Below are 22,931 nucleotides of genomic sequence, written 5' to 3' on the forward strand. Positions count from 1 at the left end.
GGGGAGCGGCGCCCGGCGGGGGCCGGGCGTACGGAGTGGACCGGGAGGACGGGAAGGGCCGGGCCGACCGAGGGCGGTGCGCGGACCGTGCGGACCGCGTGGACCGGCCGGGCCAGCCGGGGAATGCGGACCATCCGGTGTCCGGAACGGCATTGATCATCCGCCGTCCGGTGCGCGAGGATGGCGCCCCCTCGCTCCACGCTGTCCCCCGTTCGTCGCCGGGCCTTCCGCCCGGCTCCTGGGTCCGTCCGACGCCGTACGGTCCTCGCGCCCGTCGGTTCCGTTCGCTCGGAGGGATCCTCGCCATGCCTGCCTCCCTGTCCAAGGGCTCGTCCTCGACGGCCCTTCGTGATCTTCCGGTGCTGCTGGTGGCGGTGGTGTGGGGGTCGAGCTTCCTCGCCGTCCAGCGGGTGGCCGAGCCCGGAACGGTCGTGGCGATGCTCGTCCTGCGCTTCGGGCTGGTGCTGCCGCTGCTCGGAGCGGTCGCCTGGCGGGCCCTGCGGAGGCTCCGCCGTGCCGAGTGGCTCGGCGGCGCGGCACTGGGGCTGGTGCTCAGCGGGATCTTCCTGCTGGAGACCTACGGCGCCGTGCACACCTCCGCGACCAACGCCGGGCTGATCATCAGCCTCGCGATGGTGCTCACCCCGCTCGGCGAGAGCGCCCTCGGCCGGACCGCGCCACCGCGGGCCTTCCTGGCGGCCGCCGGACTGGCCGTCCTCGGTGTCGTCCTGCTCACCGGTGACGGCGGGCTGCGTGCTCCCTCGCTCGGTGACCTGCTGGTGCTGGGTGCCGCCCTCGTCCGCTCCGCGTACGTCCTCGCCATGGCCCGCACCCGGGCGCTCCGCGACACCGACATGCTTGCTGTGACGTGGGTCCAACTCGCGACGGCCACCGGTGTGTTCGCCGTCGTCGCGCTGTCCGTGGGACCGGCGCCGTGGACCGTCGCCCGCTCGTACGGGGCCGGCCAGTGGGCCTGGCTGCTGCATCTGTCCTTGTTCTGCACGCTGTTCGCCTTCTTCGTCCAGATGTGGGCGGTGCGGGCCACCTCCCCCTCGCGAGTGAGCCTGCTGCTCGGCACCGAGCCGCTGTGGGCCGCCGTCTTCGGCATCACCGTGGCCGGGAACCGCATGGGCCCGCTCGCCCTGCTCGGCGGAGCCCTGGTGCTGGTCGCGACGGAGTGGGGCCGTCGTACCGCCCCCGTAGCGCGCCCGGCCGGGGACGGGGACGGGACGGGCGCCGAGGTGGCTGTGGCTGCGGGGGCCGGGGAGCAGGGGCGCGAGCCGACCCCGGCGTGATCCGTCGTCGTGGTCACCGGCGCCGCCACAGCGTCCGCCGGGCGTAGTCGACGGTGACCGCGCCCAGCAGCGGGCCCCAGAGCACCAGGGGTGCGTAGGCGGCGGTCATCACCAGGGCGGCGAGGCCGCGCGGCGAATCCGGCTCGGCCAGGTTCGCGGCCCAGCGGCCGAACAGCCCTTCCATCCCGAGGACGGCGAGTATCGCCGAGCCCAGCAGCGCCGGGACGATCGCGGCGAGCGGGCGGACCCGGCGGCCGCCGATCAGCGGGATCCACCGCGGAACCACCCGCCCCCAGGGCCGGACCAGGCCGAGGGTCAGGAAGGCCAGCGCCTCCGTCAGGGCGCTCAGCACCACGCAGTAGACGGTGCCCCACCCCGGCTGGTGCTCGTTGTAGGCCGCGGCCGTGGCGCCGGTGAAGCCGACCGGGACGCCGAAGCCGAAGACGATCCGCCACACCCCCGAGGGGACGGTGCTCAGGGCCGCGGCCTTGGCGGCGAGCTCGGCCCAGCGCGCTGCGGGCGGGACGTCCGGGACGGCCGCACCAGCCGTGCCGACCGCGTGGGGGCGGTGGGCGGTGGTGCGGGCGTTGATCATGAGCCTGGACATCGTGGACTCCCTTCCGGTCCGGCCCCTCGGCCGGTGCGATGACTCAAGACTGGAGGTCCGCGAGGGGTTCACGGCAGTGCCGATCGGGCTGTTCCTGCTGCTCAACCGGCGTGCGAAATATGCCGATCGGCACAGGCGGACCGCCCGGACCGCGTCGTAATGTGACAGCAGTCGAAGAGAGGCGGTGACGATGACTCAGATCCTGTCGCTGGTTGTCCCGGCCCTGCTGCTGCCGGCCTGGACGGTCCGCGGGCGCCGCGGGCCGGCTGCCGTGACGACCGTGCTCGGCGCGGTGTCGGCGGGGGTCTCGGTCGCCGTCCGGTTCGCCGGCCCCTGGACGGAGGCGGACCGCTGGACCGGGCTGGTCGGTCTCGTCGAACTGGCGGCCCTGCTGCTGGCGGTGGTCCTCAGCCTGCGCGCCGGGGACGGCCCCCGGGTCGCGGCGGCGGCCTGGACGGCGTGCGGGGCGGTCGCGCTCTGGCCGTCCCGGTTCGACGGGCCCGTCGACGCGCTCACGCTCTTCGGGTTCGGATCGATGTTGTCCCTGCCGACCGTGCTGATCGGGCTCTACCTGCGGGGTCTGGACGACGGCCGGGCCCGCGCGGTGGCCGAGGCCAGGCGTGCCCAGCGCCTCGAACTGGCCCACGACCTGCACGACTTCGTGGCGCACGACGTCAGCGGCATGGTGGCCCAGGCCCAGGCCGGGGCGTACCTGGCCTCCGTCGACCCGGCGCGGTCGGCCGAGCTGTTCGAGCGGATAGAGCAGGCCGGGCAGCGGGCCCTGGCCTCGCTGGACCGGACCGTACAGCTGCTGCGCAGCGAGGAGGCGGGCGGCCGCAGTCCGCAGCCCGGCCTCGCCGAACTCGTCCGGGTGGCCGAGCAGTTCACCGCCGCGGGTGGTGCCGAAGTCCGGTTGGAGCTGCCGGAGGGGCCGGTGCCGCGCGAGGTGGAGGGCACCGTCCACCGGATCGCGGTCGAGTCCCTGACCAACGTCCGTCGGCACGCCCCGGCAGCGCGGACGGTCGAGGTCCGGGCCCGTTGCAGCGGCGGGCGGCTGGAGTTGACCGTGACCAACGACGGCGGGGCGCCGGCCCCCGGCGGGCGTCCGCGCCGGGGCGGCGGGAGCGGGCTCCCGGGGCTCGCGGCCCGGGTGGAGGCACTCGGCGGCTCGCTGGAAGCCGGTCCGTACGAGCGGGAAGGCTGGCGGGTGACGGCGGTGCTGCCGCTGGAGGCGGTCGCCGTCGGGCGGCAGTGACCCGGCCGTAGGGGCAGCCTGGACAGCGCCGGCCCAGGCCACCGCGGTCCGGGTCGGAACGATCACAGAGGCCGACACGGGTCGGCACGGGGGAGGTACAGGGATGGGTAGCGGCACGGGGTCGGTCCGGATCCTGATCGCGGACGACCAGGCGGACGTCCGCAGTGCGTTCCGGATGATCCTGGACGCGCAGCCGGACATGACGGTGGTGGCCGAGGCGGCGGACGGTGCCGCGGCGGTGGCAGAGGCGAGGAGGCTGCGGCCGGACGTGGTGCTCGCGGACATCCGGATGCCGAAGCTCGACGGCCTGGAGGTCACCCGGCAACTGTCCGGCCAGTGCAAGGTGATCGTGGTGACCACCTTTGACCTGGACGAATACGTGCACACGGCGCTGCGGCACGGTGCGGCCGGGTTCCTGTTGAAGCGCTCGGGGCCGGTGCTGCTGATCGAGGCGATCCGGGCGGCGGTGGCCGGGGACGCGTTGATCAGCCCCCAGGTCACCGTTCGGCTCCTGCGGCACATGGCGCTTCCCGGGACGGAGCCGAAGGCTGGGTCGGGCGCGGGCGCGGGCGCGGGCGCGGCAGCGGCGGGGTCGCTGACAGCCGCACCGACGGAGGAACTGACCGCGCGGGAGCGGGAGATCGCCGAGCAGGTGGCGGACGGGGCGACCAACGCCGAGATCGGCGCGGGGCTGTTCATCTCACCGGGAACGGTGAAGAACCACCTCGCCAGCATCCAGCGCAAGCTCGGTGCCCGTAACCGGGTGGGCATCGCGGCCTGGGTGTGGGAGCAGGCAGCCGGCAACCGGTAACCGGGCCCCCAGCCCCGACCCCGCCCTCCCCTTCCTCCGGCGTGCCCGCGAGCACGCGTGCCAGAGCAGAGAAAACCCCGTCCGACGCCGACCTCGCGCGCTTGTGAACGAAGGGTCAAGCGAGCGTTCGGGCCCCCGCCACCCCTGCGAGTGAGCTGCAATAACACGTCAACATGACGCCCGGAAATTTGCCTGGTTCGACGCATAGTTGATATAGGAACACGCCCCTGACCAGCCGCTTCACAAGTAAATGCGACTGGTTGTGATCATTTGACTCCTTTGCGTTGACAAATCTGGGCATGTTCACATTCGCCACCATTCACATGGTGTCGTAGATCACAAAGATCGCGGTGAACTGCGTGTCGCAGATCACAAGCCGACGGGCATAGGATGCGCTCGTTCCAGGCTTTGTGAACTGCCTCACATGAGGTGGATCCCGGGAACCGGAAGGCGGGTTCACCTGAGCGTGACCCGCCGGTTCCGATCTGCAGTCAAGGACGACTGGACGGAGGGAGCGGGGGCTATGAATGCCTACGCGCCGATCCTCGTACTCGGTGCCATCGCGGCGGCGTTCGCGGTCGGCTCCGTCGTGATGGCCTCACTCACCGGCCCCAAGCGCTACAACCGGGCCAAGTTGGAGGCGTACGAGTGCGGCATCGAGCCGACCCCGCAGCCCGTGGGCGGCGGTCGGTTCCCGATCAAGTACTACCTGACGGCGATGCTCTTCATCGTCTTCGACATCGAGATCGTCTTCCTCTACCCCTGGGCGGTGACCTTCGACGCCCTGGGGATCTTCGGCTTGGTCGAGATGCTGCTCTTCATCGCCACCGTCTTCGTCGCGTACGCCTACGTCTGGCGCCGTGGCGGCCTGGAGTGGGACTGAGCCCGGCGGGGCCGACCGACTCCCGGAGCGGGACTGAGCGGACTGAGCGCGGGGTGGCCGCCGCCCTTGTGAACGAGCGGACAAGCCCGAACGGGCCGGACATACCAGAGGACTTGAGGGCATTGAGAGGGATCTGATGGGAATCGAGGAGAAGCTGCCGAGCGGCTTTCTGCTCACGACCGTGGAGACGGCCGCCGGCTGGGTGCGCAAGGCGTCACTCTTCCCGGCCACCTTCGGTCTGGCCTGCTGTGCGATCGAGATGATGACCACCGGGGCCGGCCGCTACGACCTGGCCCGGTTCGGCATGGAGGTCTTCCGGGGCTCCCCCCGGCAGGCCGATCTGATGATCGTGGCGGGCCGGGTGAGCCAGAAGATGGCACCGGTGCTGCGCCAGGTGTACGACCAGATGCCCAACCCCAAGTGGGTGATCTCGATGGGCGTCTGCGCCTCCTCCGGCGGGATGTTCAACAACTACGCGATCGTGCAGGGCGTCGACCACATCGTCCCGGTGGACATCTACCTGCCCGGGTGTCCGCCCCGTCCGGAGATGCTGATGGACGCGATCCTGAAGCTGCACGACAAGATCCAGCACGAGCCGCTGGGCGTGAACCGTCGCAGGGCCGAGGAGCTCGGCGAGGCGCTCGCCCTGCAGGCCACCCCGATCAGCGAGATGCGGGGGGAGCTGCGATGAACGAGCAGGTACCCGAGACCCGCCGCGAGCAGCCGGTCCGCGAGATCCCGGTCGAGGTGGTCGGCCGCCGCCAGGGCATGTTCGGCGCGAAGGGCAGCGGCGACACCTCCGGGTTCGGCGGTCTGGCGGCCCCGATCGTGCTGCCCGGTCCGAGCGAACGCCCGTACGGCGGTTGGTTCGACGAGGTCGCCGACGAGCTGGAGGGCGCCCTGGAGGAGCAGGGCCTGGACCCGGCCGAGGTGATCGAGAAGACCGTGGTCGACCGCGGCGAACTCACCTTCCAGGTCGACCGCGAGCACCTGCTGAGGACCGTCCGCCTCCTGCGCGACGACCCGGCGCTGCGCTTCGAGCTGTGCCTGGGGGTGAGCGGAGTCCACTACCCCGGAGACAAGGGGCGCGAGCTGCACGCGGTCTACCACCTGCGCTCGATCACCCACGGCCGGCTGATCCGGCTGGAGGTCACCGCGCCGGACGCCGATCCGCGCATCCCCTCCGTGGTGAGCGTCTACCCGACCAACGACTGGCACGAGCGCGAGGCCTACGACTTCTTCGGCCTGGTCTTCGACGGCCACCCGGCGCTCACCCGGATCATGATGCCGGACGACTGGCTGGGCCACCCGCAGCGCAAGGACTACCCGCTCGGCGGCATCCCCGTCGAGTACAAGGGCGCCCAGATCCCGGCTCCCGACCAGCGGAGGTCGTACAGCTGATGGACACTCAGCACCACGAAGAGGCCCGCGGCGAAGCCGCGGAGGCGGACGCCCGCGAGACCACCGAGGGCCGGGTCTTCACCGTCACCGGCGGCGACTGGGGCGAGGTGGTCGAGGCGGTCGGCCGGGCCGACGACGAGCGCATCATCGTCAACATGGGCCCCCAGCACCCGTCGACCCACGGCGTGCTCCGGCTGATCCTGGAGATCGACGGCGAGACGGTGAAGGAGGCCCGCTGCGGTATCGGCTACCTCCACACCGGCATCGAGAAGAACATGGAGTTCCGCAGCTGGGTCCAGGGCACCACCTTCGTGACCCGCATGGACTACCTGACCCCGCTGTTCAACGAGACCGCCTACTGCCTGGCGGTCGAGAAGCTGCTCGGCATCACCGACGACGTCCCGGACCGGGCCAACGTCATCCGCGTGATGATGATGGAGCTCAACCGGATCGCCTCCCACCTGGTCTGCCTGGCCACCGGCGGCATGGAGATCGGCTCCACCACCCTGATGATCTACGGCTTCCGGGACCGCGAGCTGATCCTGGACGTCTTCGAGCTGGTCACCGGCCTGCGCATGAACCACGCGTACGTGCGCCCCGGCGGCCTCGCCCAGGACCTGCCGCCCGGTGCCGTCGACCAGATCCGCGAGGCGGTCAAGGTCTTCCGCTCCCGGATGCACGAGTACGACAAGCTGGCCACCGGCAACCCGGTGTTCAAGGCCCGCCTGGTCGACGTCGGCTTCCTGGACCTGCCCGGCTGCCTCGCCCTCGGCGCCACCGGCCCGATCCTGCGCGCCACCGGCCTGCCGCACGACCTGCGCAAGACCGACCCGTACTGCGGTTACGAGGACTACGACTTCGAGGTCGCGATCGCGGACAGCGCCGACTCCTACGGCCGCTTCCTGATCCGGCTGGAGGAGATGAAGCAGTCGCTGCGGATCGTCGAGCAGTGCCTGGACCGGCTGCGCCCGGGCCCGGTCATGGTGGCCGACAAGAAGATCGCCTGGCCCGCCCAACTGGCGGTCGGGCCGGACGGGATGGGCAACTCCCTCGACCACATCCGCAAGATCATGGGCACCTCGATGGAGGCCCTGATCCACCACTTCAAGCTGGTCACCGAGGGCTTCCGGGTCCCGGTCGGCCAGGCGTACGCGGCGGTCGAGTCGCCCAAGGGCGAGCTGGGCGTGCACGTGGTCAGCGACGGCGGTACGCGCCCGTACCGGGTCCACTTCCGGGACCCGTCGTTCACCAATCTGCAGACGATGGCGGCGATGTGCGAGGGCGGCCAGGTGGCCGACGTGATCGTCGCGGTGGCCGGGATCGACCCGGTGATGGGAGGCGTGGACCGGTGACCAACGTCGAACTCGGACTGCCGGCGCTGCCGGCCGCACCGTACCCCGAGGAGGTGCGTGCCCGGCTGGCCTCCGATGCCGCCGAACTGATCGCCCGCTACCCGCAGCCCCGCTCGGCGTTGCTGCCGCTGCTGCACCTGGTGCAGGCCGAGGAGGGCTTCGTCAGCCCGACGGGCATCCGGTTCTGCGCCGAGCAGCTGGACCTCACCACCGCGGAGGTCACCGCCGTCGCGACCTTCTACACCATGTACCGGCGCCGCCCGGCCGGGAAGTACCACGTCGGGGTCTGCACCAACACCCTGTGCGCGGTGCTCGGCGGTGACCAGATCTTCGACGAGCTGCAGGAACACCTGGGCATCCGCAACAACGAGACCACCGAGGACGGCGAGGTCTCGATCGAGCACATCGAGTGCAACGCGGCCTGCGACTACGCGCCCGTGGTGATGGTCAACTGGGAGTTCTTCGACAACCAGACCCCGGAGAGCGCCCGGCAGCTGGTCGACGACCTCCGGGCCGGCCGCGAGGTCAGGCCCACCCGCGGTGCCCGGCTGTGCGGCTTCAAGGAGACCGCCCGGATCCTGGCCGGCTTCCCGGACGAGCGCCCGGGCGCCAACGACGAGTCCGGCGCCGGCGGCGCGCCCTCCCTGGCCGGACTCCGGCTGGCCCGCGGCGAGGCCCTGCCCGGCACCCCCGGTGCCAGGGTCGTCTCCCCCCGCAACGAGCCGCCCCGCAACGAGCCACCCCGGACCGGCTCCGCCACGGAGGCCCCCCGCAACGAGCCGCCCCGCACAGGAGCAGCCACCACCGAGGCCCCCCGCAACGAGTCCGCCACCACGGAGTCGCCCCGCACCGAGGGCACCGGCCAGGAAGGGAGCGAGGCGTGATGACCTCCGCCGAGCCGGCCGAGAAGCTGCTCACCCCCGTCCTGTCCGACTCCTGGGACGACAGCCGCCCCTGGACGCTGGACACCTACCGCCGCCACCACGGCTACGAGGGCCTCAAGGCGGCCCTCGCCATGCCCCCGGACGACGTGATCGCCCTGGTCAAGGACGCCGGCCTGCGCGGCCGCGGCGGCGCCGGCTTCCCCACCGGCATGAAGTGGCAGTTCATCCCGCAGAACGACGGCAAGCCGCACTACCTGGTGGTCAACGCGGACGAGTCCGAGCCGGGCACCTGCAAGGACATCCCGCTGCTGTTCGCCAATCCGCACTCCCTCATCGAGGGAATGATCATCGCCTCCTACGCGATCCGCTGCGACCACGCCTTCATCTACCTGCGCGGCGAGGTCGTCCCGGTGCTGCGCCGGCTGCACGAGGCCGTCGCCGAGGCGTACCGGGCGGGCCTGCTCGGCCGGAACATCCTCGGCTCCGGCACCGACCTGGACATCACCGTGCACGCCGGTGCCGGCGCGTACATCTGCGGTGAGGAGACGGCACTGCTGGACTCGCTGGAGGGCCGCCGCGGCCAGCCCCGGCTGCGGCCCCCGTTCCCGGCGATCGCCGGCCTCTACGCCTGCCCGACGGTGGTCAACAACGTCGAGTCGATCGCCTCGGTGCCGCCGATCCTGGCCCGCGGCAAGGAGTGGTTCAGGGGCCTGGGCACCGAGAAGTCCCCCGGCTTCACGCTCTACTCGCTCTCCGGCCACGTCACCAACCCCGGCCAGTACGAGGCCCCGCTGGGCATCACGCTGCGCCAGCTGCTCGACCTCAGCGGCGGCGTCCGCGCCGGGCACCGGCTGAAGTTCTGGACCCCGGGCGGCTCCTCCACCCCGATGTTCACCGACGAGCACCTCGACGTCCCGCTGGACTACGAGGGCGTCGGCGCGGCCGGCTCGATGCTCGGCACCAAGGCGCTGCAGGTCTTCGACGAGACCACCTGCGTGGTGCGGGCGGTGACCCGCTGGACGGAGTTCTACGCCCACGAGTCCTGCGGCAAGTGCACCCCCTGCCGCGAGGGCACCTACTGGCTGGTCCAGTTGCTCAAGCGGATCGAGGCGGGCGAGGGCGTCGAGGGGGACCTGGAGAAGCTCCTCGACATCGCCGACAACATCAACGGCAAGTCCTTCTGCGCGCTGGGCGACGGCGCGGCCAGCCCGATCGTCTCCTCGCTCCAGCACTTCCGGGCCGAGTACGAGCAGCACCTGGCCGAGCGCCGCTGCCCGTTCGACCCGGCCGCCTCCACCGTCTGGGCCGACGGCCCCCGCCCCGGCCACCAGTCCGCCACCGAAAGGGAGGTGCACGCGTGACGATCACAGAGCCAACCGCCTCCACGGGAGACAAGCCCGCGGTCGAACTGGTCACGCTCACCATCGACGGCGTCGAAGTGCAGGTCCCCAAGGGGACGCTGGTGATCCGCGCGGCCGAGGCCGTCGGCACCCAGATCCCGCGCTTCTGCGACCACCCGCTGCTCGACCCGGCCGGCGCCTGCCGCCAGTGCATCGTCGAGGTCGAGGGCCAGCGCAAGCCGGTCGCCTCCTGCACCATCCCGGTGGCCGAGGGCATGGTGGTGCGCACCCAGCTCAGCTCGCCGGTGGCCGAGAAGGCGCAGCGCGGCGTGATGGAGCTGCTGCTGATCAACCACCCGCTGGACTGCCCGGTCTGCGACAAGGGCGGCGAGTGCCCGCTGCAGAACCAGGCGATGAGCAACGGCGCCGCGGACTCCCGCTTCGAGGGCATGAAGCGCACCTACGAGAAGCCGGTGCCGATCAGCAGCCAGGTGCTGCTGGACCGCGAACGCTGCGTGCTGTGCGCGCGCTGCACCCGCTTCTCGCAGCAGATCGCCGGGGACCCGTTCATCGACCTGGTGGAGCGCGGGGCGCTGCAGCAGGTCGGCACCGGCGAGGGGGACGACTTCGAGTCGTACTTCTCCGGGAACACCATCCAGATCTGCCCGGTGGGTGCGCTGACCTCGGCGGCCTACCGGTTCCGCTCGCGCCCCTTCGACCTGGTCTCCTCGCCGAGCGTGTGCGAGCACTGCTCGGCGGGCTGCGCGCAGCGCACCGACCACCGGCGCGGCAAGGTGCTGCGGCGGCTGGCGGGCGAGGACCCGGCGGTGAACGAGGAGTGGAACTGCGACAAGGGCCGCTTCGCCTTCCGCTACGCCCAGCAGCGGGACCGGCTGACCACCCCGATGGTGCGGGTGGACGGCGAACTGGTGCCGGTCTCCTGGCCGGAGGCGCTGGCGCGGGCCGCCGAGGGCCTGCGCGGCGCCCGGACGGGCGTGCTGACCGGCGGCCGGGTGACGGTCGAGGACGCCTACGCGTACGCCAAGTTCGCGCGGGTGGTGCTGGGCACCAACGACGTGGACTTCCGGGCCCGCCCGCACAGCGGCGAGGAGGCGGACTTCCTGGCCGCGGCGGTCGCCGGGCGCGGGGTGGACGTGGACGGCTCGGGCGTGACGTACGAGCTGCTGGAGCAGGCGCCGACGGTGCTGCTGGCGGGCTTCGAGCCGGAGGAGGAGTCGCCGATCGTCTTCCTGCGGCTGCGCAAGGCGGTCCGCGGCCGCGGCCAGAAGGTGTTCTCGGTGGCCGCGTTCGGCTCCCGGGGTCTGGCCAAGCTGCGCGGCGCGCTGCTGCCGGCCGCGCCGGGCACCGAGCCGGAGTGGTTCGCGGCGCTGGCGGCGGACGAGCCGCTGAACGACGAGGCGGGCCGGGCGGCGGAGCTGCTGCGCGCCCCGGGTTCGGTGATCCTGGCGGGCGAGCGGCTGGCCGCCGTGCCGGGTGCGTTGACGGCGGTGCTGCGGCTGGCGCACGCGACCGGCGCGCGGCTGGCGTGGGTGCCGCGCCGGGCGGGTGAGCGCGGGGCCGTGGAGGCCGGCGCGCTGCCGGGCCTGCTGCCCGGTGGCCGTCCGGTGGCCGCGCCGGCGGCGCGGGCCGAGGCGGCCGAGGCGTGGGGGGTGGCGGAGCTGCCCTCCAAGCCGGGCCGGTCCACCGACCAGATCCTGGCGGCGGCCGCGCAGGGCGAGTTGGAGGCGCTGCTGGTCGGCGGGGTGGACCCGGACGACCTGCCGGACCCGGCGCTGGCCGACGAGGCGCTGGCGGCGGTCCCGTTCGTGGTGTCGCTGGAGCTGCGGCCCTCCGCGGTGACGGCGCGCGCGGACGTGGTGCTGCCGGTGGCGGCGGTGGCGGAGAAGGCCGGCACCTTCCTGGACTGGGAGGGCCGGGTGCGGATGTTCGAGGCGGCGCTCAAGCCGGACCAGCAGATGGGCCGTCACCTGCAGTCGGACCTGCGGGTGCTGAGCATGCTGGCGGACGCGCTGGGCCACCGGCTGGGCCTGCCCGACGTCCGGGCGGCGCGCCTGGAGCTGGACGCCTTCACCCCCTGGGAGGGCGACCGCGCGGCCGATCCCGCGGCGCACCCGGGCCTGCTGCCCCGGCCGGCCACCGGCCAGGCGGTGCTGGCGGGTTGGCGCCAGCTGCTGGACGAGGGCGTGCTGCAGCAGGGCGATCCGCACCTGGCGGGCACCCGGCACCGGGCGGTGGCCCGGATCTCCGCCGAGACGGCGAAGGAGATCGGCGCCGAGGCGGCCGCCGGGCTGCGGCTGACCGGCCCGGCCGGCTCGCTGACCCTGCCGCTGGAGGTCACCGACTCGATCCCGGACCGCACGGTCTGGATCCCGCTCGGCTCCACGCCGGGCGGCGCCCACCGCGCGCTCGGCACCACCGTCGGCCACCTGGTCACGATCGCGGCGGCCGAGGCCGGGCCCGAGCCGGCGGCGCAGGCCCCGGCCGACACGACCGCGGGCGAAGGGGAGGACCGATGACTCCGCAGCCGTACGAGACACTCCACTTCTTCGGTCAGGACCCGTGGTGGCTGGTCCTGCTGAAGGCGGTGTTCTGCTTCGCCTTCCTGGTCCTGACGGTGCTGGTCGCGATCGTCTGGGAGCGCAAGGTGGTGGCCTGGATGCAGTTGCGCATCGGGCCGAACCGGCACGGGCCGTGGGGCCTGCTGCAGTCGCTGGCGGACGGCGTGAAGCTGGCGCTGAAGGAAGACCTGGTGGTCAAGGGCTCGGACAAGGTGGTCTACATCCTGGCCCCGATCGTCTGTGCCATCCCGGCCTTCATGGCCTTCGCGGTGATCCCGTTCGGTCCGGCCAACGACGAGGTGTCGATCTTCGGCACCCGGACGCCGCTGCAGCTGACCGACTTCCCGGTGGCGCTGCTGTACATCCTGGCGACGGCCTCGGTGGGCATCTACGGCATCGTGCTGGCCGGCTGGTCCTCCGGTTCGACGTACCCGCTGCTGGGCGGGCTGCGCTCGTCCGCGCAGATGATCAGCTACGAGATCGCGATGGGCCTGTCCTTCGCGGCGGTGTTCATCTACTCGGGTTCGATGTCGACCTCGGAGATCGTGGCGCACCAGCAGCCGACGTGGTTCGCGGCGCTGCTGCCGGTGTCCTTCATCGTCTACGTCATCGCGATGGTCGGGGAGACCAACCGGGCGCCGTTCGACCTCCCGGAGGCCGAGGGCGAGCTGGTCGGCGGCTTCAACACCGAGTACTCCTCGCTGAAGTTCGCGATGTTCATGCTGGCCGAGTACGTGAACATGGTGACGGTCTCGGCGGTCGCCTCGACCCTCTTCCTGGGCGGCTGGCGGGCCCCGTGGCCGGTGTCGACCTTCTGGGAGGGCGCCAACCACGGCTGGTGGCCGATGCTGTGGATCACGCTGAAGATCCAGCTGCTGCTGTTCTTCTTCATCTGGCTGCGCGGCACGCTGCCCCGGTTCCGCTACGACCAGTTCATGAAGCTGGGCTGGAAGGTGCTGATCCCGGTCTCGCTGGTGTGGCTGGTGCTGATCGCGAGCGTGCGGGCCCTGCGCAACGAGGGCTACGACTTCGGCGAGGTGGTGCTGTACGTGGGCGCCCCGGTCGGGGCGGTGCTGCTGCTGGCGCTGCTGCGGGACTTCCTGCGGAAGCAGCCGGAGGCCGAGGAGACGCCCCCAGAGGGGCAGTTCGACCCGATGGCGGGCGGCTACCCGGTCCCGCCGCTGCCCGGCCAGGAGCTTCCACCGGTGCCGCGCAGGCGCAGCCGCGCCCCGAAGCAACTCCAGGACGCCCTCAACGGCGCCGACCATTCCGAAGGGAGCTGAACCGAGATGTCGTCCGACCAGTCCGGTCCTTCCGACCGTACGGACCGGCCCGAGCGGGCCGACCGGCCGTCGATCCTCGGCCCGGCCGCCGGCTTCGGCGTGACCTTCAAGGCCATGTTCAAGAAGCGGCTCACCGAGCAGTACCCGGAGCAGAAGAAGCCCACCGCTCCGCGCTTCCACGGCCGCCACCAGCTGAACCGGCACCCGGACGGCCTGGAGAAGTGCGTCGGCTGCGAGCTGTGCGCGTGGGCGTGCCCGGCCGACGCGATCTACGTGGAGGGCGCGGACAACCGGGACGAGGAGCGCTACTCGCCGGGCGAGCGCTACGGCGCGGTGTACCAGATCAACTACGCCCGCTGCATCCTGTGCGGGCTGTGCATCGAGGCCTGCCCGACCCGCGCGCTCACCATGACCAACGAGTACGAGCTGGCCGACTCCTCGCGGCGGGACCTGATCTTCACCAAGGAGCAGCTGCTGGTGGGCCTGTCCGAGGGCATGGTCGACACCCCGCACGCGATCTTCCCGGGCGCCGACGAGGGCGCGTACTACCGGGGCGAGATCACCGCGGTCGCGCCGGGCACGGTGCAGCAGGAGCGCACCGACCGGGAGAAGGAGGCGCAGCAGTGATCGGACAACTCGCAGCCGCCACCGGGACGACCTCCACCGGCGAGGCCGTCCAGTTCTGGGTGCTCGCGGTGGTCGCGGTCGGCGGCGCGCTCGGCATGCTGCTGATGCGCAAGGCCGTGCACAGCGCGCTGTGCCTGGCGGCCACCATGATGGCGCTGGCGGTCTGTTACATGGCCCAGGGGGCGGTGTTCCTGGGCGTGGTGCAGATCGTGGTCTACACCGGCGCGATCATGATGCTGTTCCTGTTCGTGGTGATGCTGGTCGGCGTCACCAGCGAGGACTCCCTGAAGGAGCAGCTGAAGGGCCAGCGGTTCGCGGCGGTGCTGTGCGGGCTGGGCTTCGGCGTGCTGCTGATCGCCGGGATCGCCAATGCGAAGCTGGACCACTTCACCGGGCTGTCCGAGGCGAACGCCGAGGGCAACGTGCCGGGCCTGGCCCGGCTGATCTTCACCCGCTACGTGTGGGCCTTCGAGGTCACCGGTGCGCTGCTGATCACCGCGGCGATCGGCGCGATGGTGCTGACCCACCGCGAGCACGTGAAGGCGCCGAAGACCCAGCGCGAGCTGGCGGCGCAGCGGGTCAAGGACAACATCCAGTTGCCGCCGATGCCGGCGCCGGGCGTGTACGCCCGGCACAACGCGGTGGACGTGCCGGGTCTGCTGCCGGACGGCACGGTGGCCGAGGACTCGGTGATGGCGACGCTGCGCGAGCGCGGCCAGATCCGGGACGTCAGCCAGGCGATGCTGCAGCGGATGGCGGAGCTGGAGAACAGCACGGCGGACTGGCTGGGCCGTCCGTCCTCCGAGCGGCCGGCGGTGTCCGGTCCGCGCAAGTCCCTGGAGCCGGCGAACGCCAACAACGGCAACAACGGCAACAACGGCAACAACGCCACCGGGGCGGACGAGGAGGGAGCGCGGTGAATCCGGTCAACTACCTCTACCTGTCGGCCCTGTTGTTCACCATCGGCGCGTCCGGGGTGCTGATCCGGCGCAACGCGATCGTGCTGTTCATGTGCGTGGAGCTGATGCTGAACGCCTCGAACCTGGCGCTGGTGACCTTCTCCCGGATGCACGGGACCCTGGACGGTCAGATCATCGCGTTCTTCACGATGGTGGTCGCGGCTGCCGAGGTCGTGGTCGGCCTCGCCATCATCGTCTCCATCTTCCGGACCAGGCACTCCGCTTCGGTCGACGACAGCAACCTGATGAAGCTGTAGGCGGAGGGCCTCGGTGAACTCTCTCATTCCGCTGCTGGTGGCGGCTCCACTGGCCGGTGCCGTCCTGCTGCTGCTCGGCGGCCGGGCGCTGGACCGCTACGGCCACTGGCTGGCCACCGCGCTCGCCGCGCTCCCGTTCGGCCTCGGCCTGGCGCTCCTCTCGGACATGCTCGGACGCGACGCCGAGCACCGCACGCTCACCAAGTACCTGTTCACCTGGATCCAGGTGGACGGCTTCCGGGCCGACATGGCCTTCCGGCTCGACCAGCTGTCGATGACCTTCGTCCTGCTGATCACCGGCGTCGGCACGCTGATCCACGTCTACTCGGTCGGCTACATGGCGCACGACGAGCGACGGCGCCGCTTCTTCGCGTACCTGAACCTCTTCCTGGCGGCCATGCTGCTGCTGGTGCTCGCCGACAACTACCTGCTGCTGTACTTCGGTTGGGAGGGCGTGGGCCTGGCCTCGTACCTGCTGATCGGTTTCTGGCAGCACAAGCCGAGCGCGGCGACGGCGGCGAAGAAGGCCTTCATCGTCAACCGGGTCGGCGACATGGGCCTGTCCATCGCGATCATGCTGATGTTCGCCGAGTTCGGCTCCTTCGCCTTCGGCCCGGTCTTCGCCGGCGCCCCCGGGGCGAGCGAGGGCAAGCTGACGGCGATCGGCCTGATGCTGCTGCTGGCGGCCTGCGGCAAGTCGGCCCAGGTGCCGCTGCAGTCCTGGCTCGGGGACGCCATGGAGGGTCCGACCCCGGTCTCGGCGCTGATCCACGCGGCCACCATGGTGACCGCCGGCGTCTACCTGATCACCCGCTCCTCGGCGATCTTCGACCTGGCGCCGGACGCCCAGACCGCCGTGGTGGTGGTCGGCACGGTCACGCTGCTGTTCGGTGCGATCGTCGGTTGCGCCAAGGACGACATCAAGAAGGCGCTGGCCGGCTCGACCATGTCGCAGATCGGCTACATGGTGCTGGCGGCCGGGCTCGGCCCGATCGGCTACGTCTTCGCAATCATGCACCTGGTGACCCACGGCTTCTTCAAGGCCGGACTGTTCCTCGGCGCCGGGTCGGTCATGCACGGCATGGACGACGAGGTGAACATGCGTCACTACGGTGGCCTGCGGAAGTACATGCCGGTCACCTTCGCCACCTTCGGCCTCGGCTACCTGGCGATCATCGGCTTCCCGGGCCTGTCCGGCTTCTTCTCCAAGGACAAGATCATCGAGGCGGCCTTCGCCAAGGGCGGCACCGAGGGCTGGATCCTCGGCCTGTGCGCACTGGTCGGCGCCGCCGTCACCGCGTTCTACATGACGCGGGTGATGCTGCTGACCTTCTTCGGCGAGAAGCGCTGGAAGTCCGACGCCGAGGGCAACGCCCCGCACCCGCACGAGTCGCCGAAGATCATGACGCTCCCGATGGTCCTGCTGGCCTTCGGCTCGGTCTTCGCGGGCGGGCTGTTCGCCTACAACGAGTCCTTCCTGAAGTGGCTGGAACCGGTCACCGGGTACAGCGAGGGCGACTCGCCGCTCACCGCGACGGTCGTCACCGCGCTGACCACGGTCTGCATGCTGGCCGGCGTCGGCCTCGCGTACCTGATGTACGGGCGCTCGCCCGTCCCGGTGGTCCCGCCGGTTGGCTCCCCGCTCACCCGGGCCGCCCGCCGCGACTTGCTGCAGGACGACTTCAACCACGCGGTGCTGGTGCGGCCCGGCCGGGCGCTGACCGCGACCCTGGTCTTCTTCGACAGCCGCGGCCTGGACGGCTTCGTCAACGGCCTCGCCGCCGCGATCGGGGGCCTGTCCGGCCGGCTGCGGCGGATCCAGAACGGCTTCGTCCGCTCGTACGCGCTCTCCATGTTCGGCGGCACGCTGGTGCTGGTCGCCACGACTCTCCTGATGAGGTCCGTCTGATGACTCGTCGTCCTGATTCCCGTCGGGAGGTGGGGGCATGAGTGCCCTCCTGAGCACCACCTGTGCCGTCCCGGCGGTCGGCGCGGTGCTGACCGCCGCCCTGCCCGCCGGGTCGACCGGGGCCAGGCGTCGGACCACCAAGGCCGTCGCCCTGGGCGTCTCCGCCGTCACCCTGGCGCTGGCCGCCGTGGTGGCGACGCAGTTCGACCCGCACGGCGACCGCTACCAGCTGACCGAGTCGTACAGCTGGATCCGCTCCTTCGGGATCACCTTCTCGCTCGGCGTGGACGGCATCGGCGCCGTCCTCGCCCTGCTCACCGCCGTCCTGGTGCCGATGGTGATGCTCGCCTCCTGGCACGACGCCGACCCGCCCTCGTTGCCCGCCGACGGGCAGGAGGGGCCCGGCTCGGCCGGGCCCGACGGCACCGTCGACCCCGGCACCATCGAGGGGCGCCGCCGCACCCAGGGCTTCTTCGCCCTGGTCCTGGCGGTGGAGGCGATGGTGATCGTCTCCTTCTACGCCACCGACGTCTTCGTGTTCTACGTGTTCTTCGAAGCCATGCTGATCCCGATGTACTTCCTGATCGGCGGCTTCGGGGACCGGGCCGGCGGCCCCGAGTCGGCGCGTCAGCGCTCCTACGCGGCCGTGAAGTTCCTGCTCTACAACCTGCTCGGCGGCCTGGTGATGCTGGCCGCCGTGATCGGCTTCTACGTGATCGCGCAGGACCAGGGCTTCGGCACCTTCGACCTGCAGACCCTCACCTCGGCGATCGCCGACGGCAGGCTGCAGCTGTCCGGCACCGCCGAGAAGGCGCTGTTCCTGGGCTTCTTCTTCGCCTTCGCGGTGAAGGCCCCGCTGTGGCCGTTGCACACCTGGCTGCCGAACGCGATGGGCGAGGCCACCGCCGGCACCGCGGTGCTGATCACCGCGGTGGTGGACAAGGTCGGCACCTTCGCGATGCTGCGCTACTGCCTCGGTCTGTTCCCGCACGCCTCGAAGACCTTCGCCCCGGCGATCCTGGTCCTCTCGCTGATCGGGATCGTCTACGGCGCGCTGCTGGCGGTCGGCCAGAAGGACATCAAGCGGCTGGTCGCCTACGCCTCGATCTCCCACTTCGGCTTCATCATCATGGGCATCTTCGCCCTGACCAGCCAGGGCCAGAGCGGCGCGACCCTCTACATGGTCAACCACGGCCTCTCCACCGCCGCGTGGATGCTGGTGGCCGGCTTCCTGATCTCCCGCCGCGGCTCGCGGCTGATCGCCGACTACGGCGGCGTGCAGAAGGTCGCCCCGGTGCTCGCCGGGACCTTCCTGATCGGCAGCCTGGCGACCCTCTCGCTGCCCGGCCTCGCCCCGTTCGTCAGCGAGTTCCTGGTCCTGGTCGGCACCTTCACCCGCTACCCGGCGATCGGGATCGTCGCGACCCTCGGCATCGTGCTGGCCGCGCTGTACGCCCTGCTGCTGTACCAGCGCACCATGACCGGCCCGGTGAAGGAGGGCGTGCACGCGATCCCCGACCTCAAGGTCCGCGAACTCGCCGTGGTCGCCCCGCTGGTGGCGCTGACCGTCCTGCTCGGCGTCTACCCCAAGCCGCTCACCGACCTGGTCAACCCCTCGGTGAACGCCACGCTCTCGCAGGTCCACGAGACCGACCCGGCGCCGGCCCACCCGGTCGCCGCCACTCCAGGAGGTGAGCAGAAGTGAGCGCCACCGCAGTGCTCGCCGCCGCCGGCGGCAACACCCCCAGCATCCCGGCGCCGCACATCGAGTACGGCCAACTCTCCCCGATGCTCGTGGTGTTCGGCGCCGCCGTGGCCGGCATCCTGGTGGAGGCCTTCGTGCCCCGCCGGTACCGGCACTGGACGCAGGTGACGCTCGCGCTGACCGGGCTGGTCGGTGCCTTCGTCGCCGTGGTGGTGCTGGCCGTGCAGAGCCACGGCTTCACCCGGATCGACCTGCTGGCCATGGAGTCGGTCGCGCTGGACGGCCCGGCGCTGTTCCTGCAGGGCGTCATCCTGCTGGCGGCGGCGGTCGCGGTGCTCACCTACGCCGAGCGGAAGCTGGAGCCCAAGGCCGGCGGCCTGCCCGCCGACGCCTTCGCCGCCCAGGCCGCCGCCACCCCCAGCGGCGAGCAGGAGCGGGCCGCCGTCCGGGCGGGCTTCGCCACCAGCGAGGTCTTCCCGCTCACCATGTTCGCGGTCGGCGGCATGCTGCTCTTCCCCGCCGCCAACGACCTGCTGACCATGTTCGTGGCGCTGGAGGTCTTCTCCCTCCCGCTGTACCTGCTGTGCGCCCTGGCCCGGCGCCGCCGGCTGCTCTCCCAGGAGGCGGCGGTCAAGTACTTCCTGCTCGGCGCCTTCGCCTCGGCGTTCTTCCTGTTCGGCACGGCCCTGCTGTACGGCTACGCGGGCAGCGTCAAGCTCGGCGACATCGGCGACGTCATCTCCGGCAAGGCGATGACCACCCCCGCGCAGCTCAGCAGCACCCAGAGCGACGTGCTGGTGCTGACCGGCCTGGCGATGCTCTCGGTCGGCCTGCTGTTCAAGGTGGCCGCGGTGCCGTTCCACTCCTGGACCCCGGACGTCTACCAGGGCGCGCCGACCCCGGTGACCGGATTCATGGCGGCCGCCACCAAGGTCGCGGCCTTCGGGGCCTTCCTGCGGCTGTTCTACGTGGCCTTCCCGGGCCTGCGGCTGGACTGGCGGCCGGTGATGTGGGGCGTGGCGATCCTGACCATGGTGGTCGGCGCGGTGCTGGCGGTGACCCAGCAGGACGTGAAGCGGCTGCTGGCGTACTCCTCGATCGCGCACGCCGGGTTCATCCTGACCGGCGTGATCGCCGTCAACAAGCAGGGCATCTCCTCGGTGTTGTTCTACCTGCTGGCGTACTCCTTCGTGACGCTCGGCGCGTTCGCCGTGGTCACCCTGGTGCGCGACTCCAAGGGAGAGGCCACCCACCTGTCCAGCTGGGCCGGGCTGGGGCGGCGCTCGCCACTGGTCGCCGCGGTCTTCGCGCTGTTCCTGCTGGCCTTCGCGGGGATCCCGCTGACCTCCGGCTTCACCGGGAAGTTCGCGGTCTTCCAGGCCGCGGCGAGCGGCGGGGCGATTCCGCTGGTGATCGTCGGTGTGCTGAGCTCGGCGGTGGCCGCCTTCTTCTACATCAGGGTCATCGTGCTGATGTTCTTCTCGGACCCGCAGCCGGGCGGGCCCACGGTGGCGATCCCGAGCGCCTTCACAGCGACCGCGATCGGGGTGGGGGTGCTGGTCACGCTGGGTCTCGGCCTGCTGCCGCAGTACTTCCTCGACCTCGCCTCGAAGGCCTCCCTGTTCGTGCGCTGACCTTCCGTCGCGAACGCACCCGTCCAGGGCCCCGTCCGGGCCGCGCCCCGTTCGCGCGGCCCGGACGGGTGTTTGTCGGCACCCCGGGCCGGAACGTTCCGGCGGTCCTCCCGCCTTTATTTCCAGCCGAATTCACCCCCACCGCCGCACGGCCCGTACAGCGGCCCTGACCAGGGAATCCAGCCGGATCATGACAGGATCCGCACGCCCGTGCAGTGATCCACTCGCGACCGGATACCCTGCCTGTATGGCCAGCGGCGGCACTCAGGGACCAGGCCGCTAGATCGACCAGGGACAGAGGAGTGGTCTTCGTGACCGTCGTGGAACCCTTCGGGCTCAGCGTGCAGGACCGCGACCTGACCCGGGACGTCCAGGCCGGACTGGACGCGGTGGAGGCGGCGCTCGGCGAGGCCGTCAAGAGCGACGTCCCCTTCATCACCGTCACCGCCAGTCACCTCCTTGAGGCCGGTGGCAAGCGCTTCCGTCCGCTGCTCCTGCTGCTGGCCGCCCAGTTCGGCGACCCCGGGGCGCCCGGCGTGGTGCCGGCCGCGGTCGTCGTCGAGCTGACCCACCTGGCCACGCTGTACCACGACGACGTCATGGACGAGGCCCCGGTGCGCCGCGGCGCCCCCAGCGCCAACTCCCGCTGGGACAACTCGGTCGCCATCCTCACCGGCGACTTCCTCTTCTCCCGTGCCTCCCAGGTGCTGGCCGACCTCGGCCCGGAGGCCGTGCGGATGCAGGCCGAGGCCTTCGAGCGGCTGGTCACCGGCCAGATCCTGGAGACCCGCGGCCCCGGCTCCGACATGGACCCGCTCCTCCACTACCTGGACGTGCTGGAGGGCAAGACCGGCTCGCTGATCGCCGTCTCCTGCCGGATAGGAGCGCTGATGGCCGGCGCCGAGCCCGCCCTCGTCGACACCCTCGGCGAGTTCGGCGAGCGGATCGGCATCGCCTTCCAGCTGGCCGACGACGTGCTCGACATCGCCAGCGACGGCCACGAGTCCGGCAAGACCCCCGGCACCGACCTGCGCGAGGGCGTGCCGACCCTGCCGACCCTGCTGCTGCAGCAGATGCCGGCCGACCCGGCGGACCCGGACGACGCCCGGCTGCGCGAACTGCTCACCCAGGACCTCTCGGACGACGTCCTGCACGCCGAGGCGCTGCGCCTGATGCGGGCCCACCCCGCGCTGGAGCGCGCCCGCGCCGAGACGCTGCGCCGCGCCGAGGAGGCCCGGGCGCTGCTCGCCCCGCTGCCGGCCTGTGCGGCGAAGGCGGCCCTGGAAGGGCTCTGCGACGCGGTGGCCATCCGCACCATGTGACGCCCCGGCCGGCCGGTCCCGCCCCCGGCCCCGGGCTCTCGGCTGTGACCGGGCCCCGGTCCCGGTGGAACCGGCCGGATCGGTGGGGCGGGCCCCGGCGATGGGGGAGACTGACTTCCGTCAGCTCACCCCTGCCGGGAAGGTCGCCATGCGTCGCGTCGTCATCGCCGAGGACTCCGTACTGCTGCGGGAGGGACTGACCCGGCTGCTCACCGACCGCGGCCTGGAGGTCGTCGCGGGCGTCGGGGACGGTGCCGCCCTGGTGAAGACCATCCACGACCTGGCCGCGGCCGACGAGCTGCCCGACGTCGTGGTCTCCGACGTCCGGATGCCCCCCACCCACACCGACGAGGGCCTGCGCGCCTGCGTCGAGCTGCGCGGGCACTACCCGCAGCTGGGCGTGCTCGTGCTGTCGCAGTTCGTGGAGGAGCGGTACGCCGCGGAGCTGCTGGCCGGATCCACGCGCGGTGTCGGCTACCTGCTGAAGGACCGGGTCGCCGAGGTGCGCGAGTTCGCCGACGCGGTGGTCAGGGTCGCCGAGGGCGGCACCGCACTGGACCCCGAGGTGGTGCAGCAGCTGCTCAGCCGCAGCCGCAAGGGGGACGTTCTGGCCAATCTCACGCCGCGCGAGCGCGAGGTCCTCGGGCTGATGGCCGAGGGCCGCACCAACGCCGCGGTGGCCAAGCAGCTGGTGGTCTCCGACGGCGCGGTGGAGAAGCACGTCAGCAACATCTTCCTCAAGCTGGGCCTGGCCCAGAGCCCGGAGGACCACCGCCGGGTGCTGGCCGTGCTGACGTACCTCAAGTCCTAGGCGCCCCGCCGCCCCGC

Annotated in this window: 20 protein-coding genes; 19 read left to right on the plus strand and 1 reads right to left on the minus strand. The window is 71.6% G+C overall.

The genetic code is table 11. The features are described from left to right. Positions 1-305: 305 nt before the first annotated feature. Positions 306-1,295: a DMT family transporter gene (locus tag ABT048_RS31355; RefSeq protein WP_350524932.1), complete on the plus strand. Its 990-nt coding sequence runs from the start codon at positions 306-308 to the stop codon at positions 1,293-1,295. Between the two features lie 13 nt (positions 1,296-1,308). On the opposite strand, the gene ABT048_RS31360 is transcribed toward ABT048_RS31355, so the two are convergent. Then, positions 1,309-1,902, minus strand: coding sequence for a hypothetical protein (locus ABT048_RS31360; protein ID WP_350524933.1), 594 nt, complete (start codon positions 1,900-1,902; stop codon positions 1,309-1,311). Between the two features lie 190 nt (positions 1,903-2,092). Between ABT048_RS31360 and ABT048_RS31365 the strand changes: the two genes are divergently transcribed. The 18 genes from ABT048_RS31365 to ABT048_RS31450 all read left to right on the plus strand — a co-directional run bounded on the left by ABT048_RS31365 (position 2,093) and on the right by ABT048_RS31450 (position 22,914). Beyond that, the gene (locus ABT048_RS31365) at positions 2,093-3,157 is read left to right on the plus strand and encodes a sensor histidine kinase (RefSeq protein ID WP_350524934.1); all 1,065 of its coding nucleotides are present in this window, start codon (positions 2,093-2,095) and stop codon (positions 3,155-3,157) included. Positions 3,158-3,260: 103 nt separating this feature from the next. Next, a complete protein-coding gene (locus ABT048_RS31370) occupies positions 3,261-3,968 on the plus strand; it encodes a response regulator (RefSeq protein ID WP_350524935.1) in 708 nt (235 codons plus the stop codon). A 523-nt stretch (positions 3,969-4,491) separates the two neighbouring features. Beyond that, positions 4,492-4,851 carry an NADH-quinone oxidoreductase subunit A gene (locus tag ABT048_RS31375; protein ID WP_030060100.1) on the plus strand — a complete coding sequence of 120 codons (360 nt, stop codon included), beginning with the start codon at positions 4,492-4,494 and terminating at the stop codon, positions 4,849-4,851. Between the two features lie 136 nt (positions 4,852-4,987). Beyond that, positions 4,988-5,542, plus strand: a complete 555-nt coding sequence (locus ABT048_RS31380) for a NuoB/complex I 20 kDa subunit family protein (RefSeq protein ID WP_350524936.1) — start codon at positions 4,988-4,990, stop codon at positions 5,540-5,542. After that, positions 5,539-6,252, plus strand: coding sequence for an NADH-quinone oxidoreductase subunit C (locus tag ABT048_RS31385; protein ID WP_350524937.1), 714 nt, complete (start codon positions 5,539-5,541; stop codon positions 6,250-6,252). The genes ABT048_RS31380 and ABT048_RS31385 overlap by 4 nt, the downstream gene beginning before the upstream one ends. Further along, a complete protein-coding gene (locus ABT048_RS31390; protein WP_350524938.1) occupies positions 6,252-7,604 on the plus strand; it encodes an NADH-quinone oxidoreductase subunit D in 1,353 nt (450 codons plus the stop codon). The genes ABT048_RS31385 and ABT048_RS31390 overlap by 1 nt, the downstream gene beginning before the upstream one ends. 17 nt (positions 7,605-7,621) lie before the next feature. Continuing rightward, positions 7,622-8,488, plus strand: coding sequence for an NADH-quinone oxidoreductase subunit NuoE (gene nuoE, locus ABT048_RS31395; RefSeq protein WP_350524966.1), 867 nt, complete (start codon positions 7,622-7,624; stop codon positions 8,486-8,488). Next, complete coding sequence (nuoF, locus tag ABT048_RS31400; protein ID WP_350524939.1) at positions 8,488-9,849, plus strand: NADH-quinone oxidoreductase subunit NuoF; 1,362 nt, start codon at positions 8,488-8,490, stop codon at positions 9,847-9,849. Before nuoE ends, nuoF begins: the two co-directional genes overlap by 1 nt. Beyond that, positions 9,846-12,365 (plus strand): NADH-quinone oxidoreductase subunit G, encoded by a 2,520-nt coding sequence (locus ABT048_RS31405; RefSeq protein WP_350524940.1) that lies wholly within the window; start codon positions 9,846-9,848, stop codon positions 12,363-12,365. Before nuoF ends, ABT048_RS31405 begins: the two co-directional genes overlap by 4 nt. Beyond that, a complete protein-coding gene (gene nuoH / locus ABT048_RS31410) occupies positions 12,362-13,690 on the plus strand; it encodes an NADH-quinone oxidoreductase subunit NuoH (protein ID WP_350524941.1) in 1,329 nt (442 codons plus the stop codon). Before ABT048_RS31405 ends, nuoH begins: the two co-directional genes overlap by 4 nt. A 6-nt stretch (positions 13,691-13,696) precedes the next feature. Next, positions 13,697-14,317 (plus strand): NADH-quinone oxidoreductase subunit NuoI, encoded by a 621-nt coding sequence (gene nuoI, locus ABT048_RS31415; protein ID WP_350524942.1) that lies wholly within the window; start codon positions 13,697-13,699, stop codon positions 14,315-14,317. After that, positions 14,317-15,237, plus strand: a complete 921-nt coding sequence (locus tag ABT048_RS31420) for an NADH-quinone oxidoreductase subunit J (protein ID WP_350524967.1) — start codon at positions 14,317-14,319, stop codon at positions 15,235-15,237. The genes nuoI and ABT048_RS31420 overlap by 1 nt, the downstream gene beginning before the upstream one ends. Then, a complete protein-coding gene (nuoK, locus tag ABT048_RS31425) occupies positions 15,234-15,533 on the plus strand; it encodes an NADH-quinone oxidoreductase subunit NuoK (RefSeq protein ID WP_030235394.1) in 300 nt (99 codons plus the stop codon). The genes ABT048_RS31420 and nuoK overlap by 4 nt, the downstream gene beginning before the upstream one ends. Before the next feature lie 13 nt (positions 15,534-15,546). Then, positions 15,547-17,442 carry an NADH-quinone oxidoreductase subunit L gene (gene nuoL, locus ABT048_RS31430; RefSeq protein WP_350524943.1) on the plus strand — a complete coding sequence of 632 codons (1,896 nt, stop codon included), beginning with the start codon at positions 15,547-15,549 and terminating at the stop codon, positions 17,440-17,442. Positions 17,443-17,479: 37 nt separating this feature from the next. Then, on the plus strand, positions 17,480-19,147 hold the full coding sequence (locus ABT048_RS31435; RefSeq protein WP_350524944.1) for an NADH-quinone oxidoreductase subunit M: 1,668 nt from the start codon (positions 17,480-17,482) through the stop codon (positions 19,145-19,147). Continuing rightward, on the plus strand, positions 19,144-20,781 hold the full coding sequence (gene nuoN / locus ABT048_RS31440) for an NADH-quinone oxidoreductase subunit NuoN (RefSeq protein WP_350524945.1): 1,638 nt from the start codon (positions 19,144-19,146) through the stop codon (positions 20,779-20,781). The genes ABT048_RS31435 and nuoN overlap by 4 nt, the downstream gene beginning before the upstream one ends. A gap of 311 nt (positions 20,782-21,092) precedes the next feature. After that, positions 21,093-22,103, plus strand: a complete 1,011-nt coding sequence (locus ABT048_RS31445) for a polyprenyl synthetase family protein (protein WP_350524946.1) — start codon at positions 21,093-21,095, stop codon at positions 22,101-22,103. Positions 22,104-22,251: 148 nt separating this feature from the next. After that, positions 22,252-22,914: a response regulator gene (locus ABT048_RS31450; RefSeq protein ID WP_350524947.1), complete on the plus strand. Its 663-nt coding sequence runs from the start codon at positions 22,252-22,254 to the stop codon at positions 22,912-22,914. Positions 22,915-22,931 lie beyond the last annotated feature (17 nt).

This window comes from Kitasatospora sp. NPDC096140 (genome assembly GCF_040303045.1).
GTDB lineage: Bacteria > Actinomycetota > Actinomycetes > Streptomycetales > Streptomycetaceae > Kitasatospora.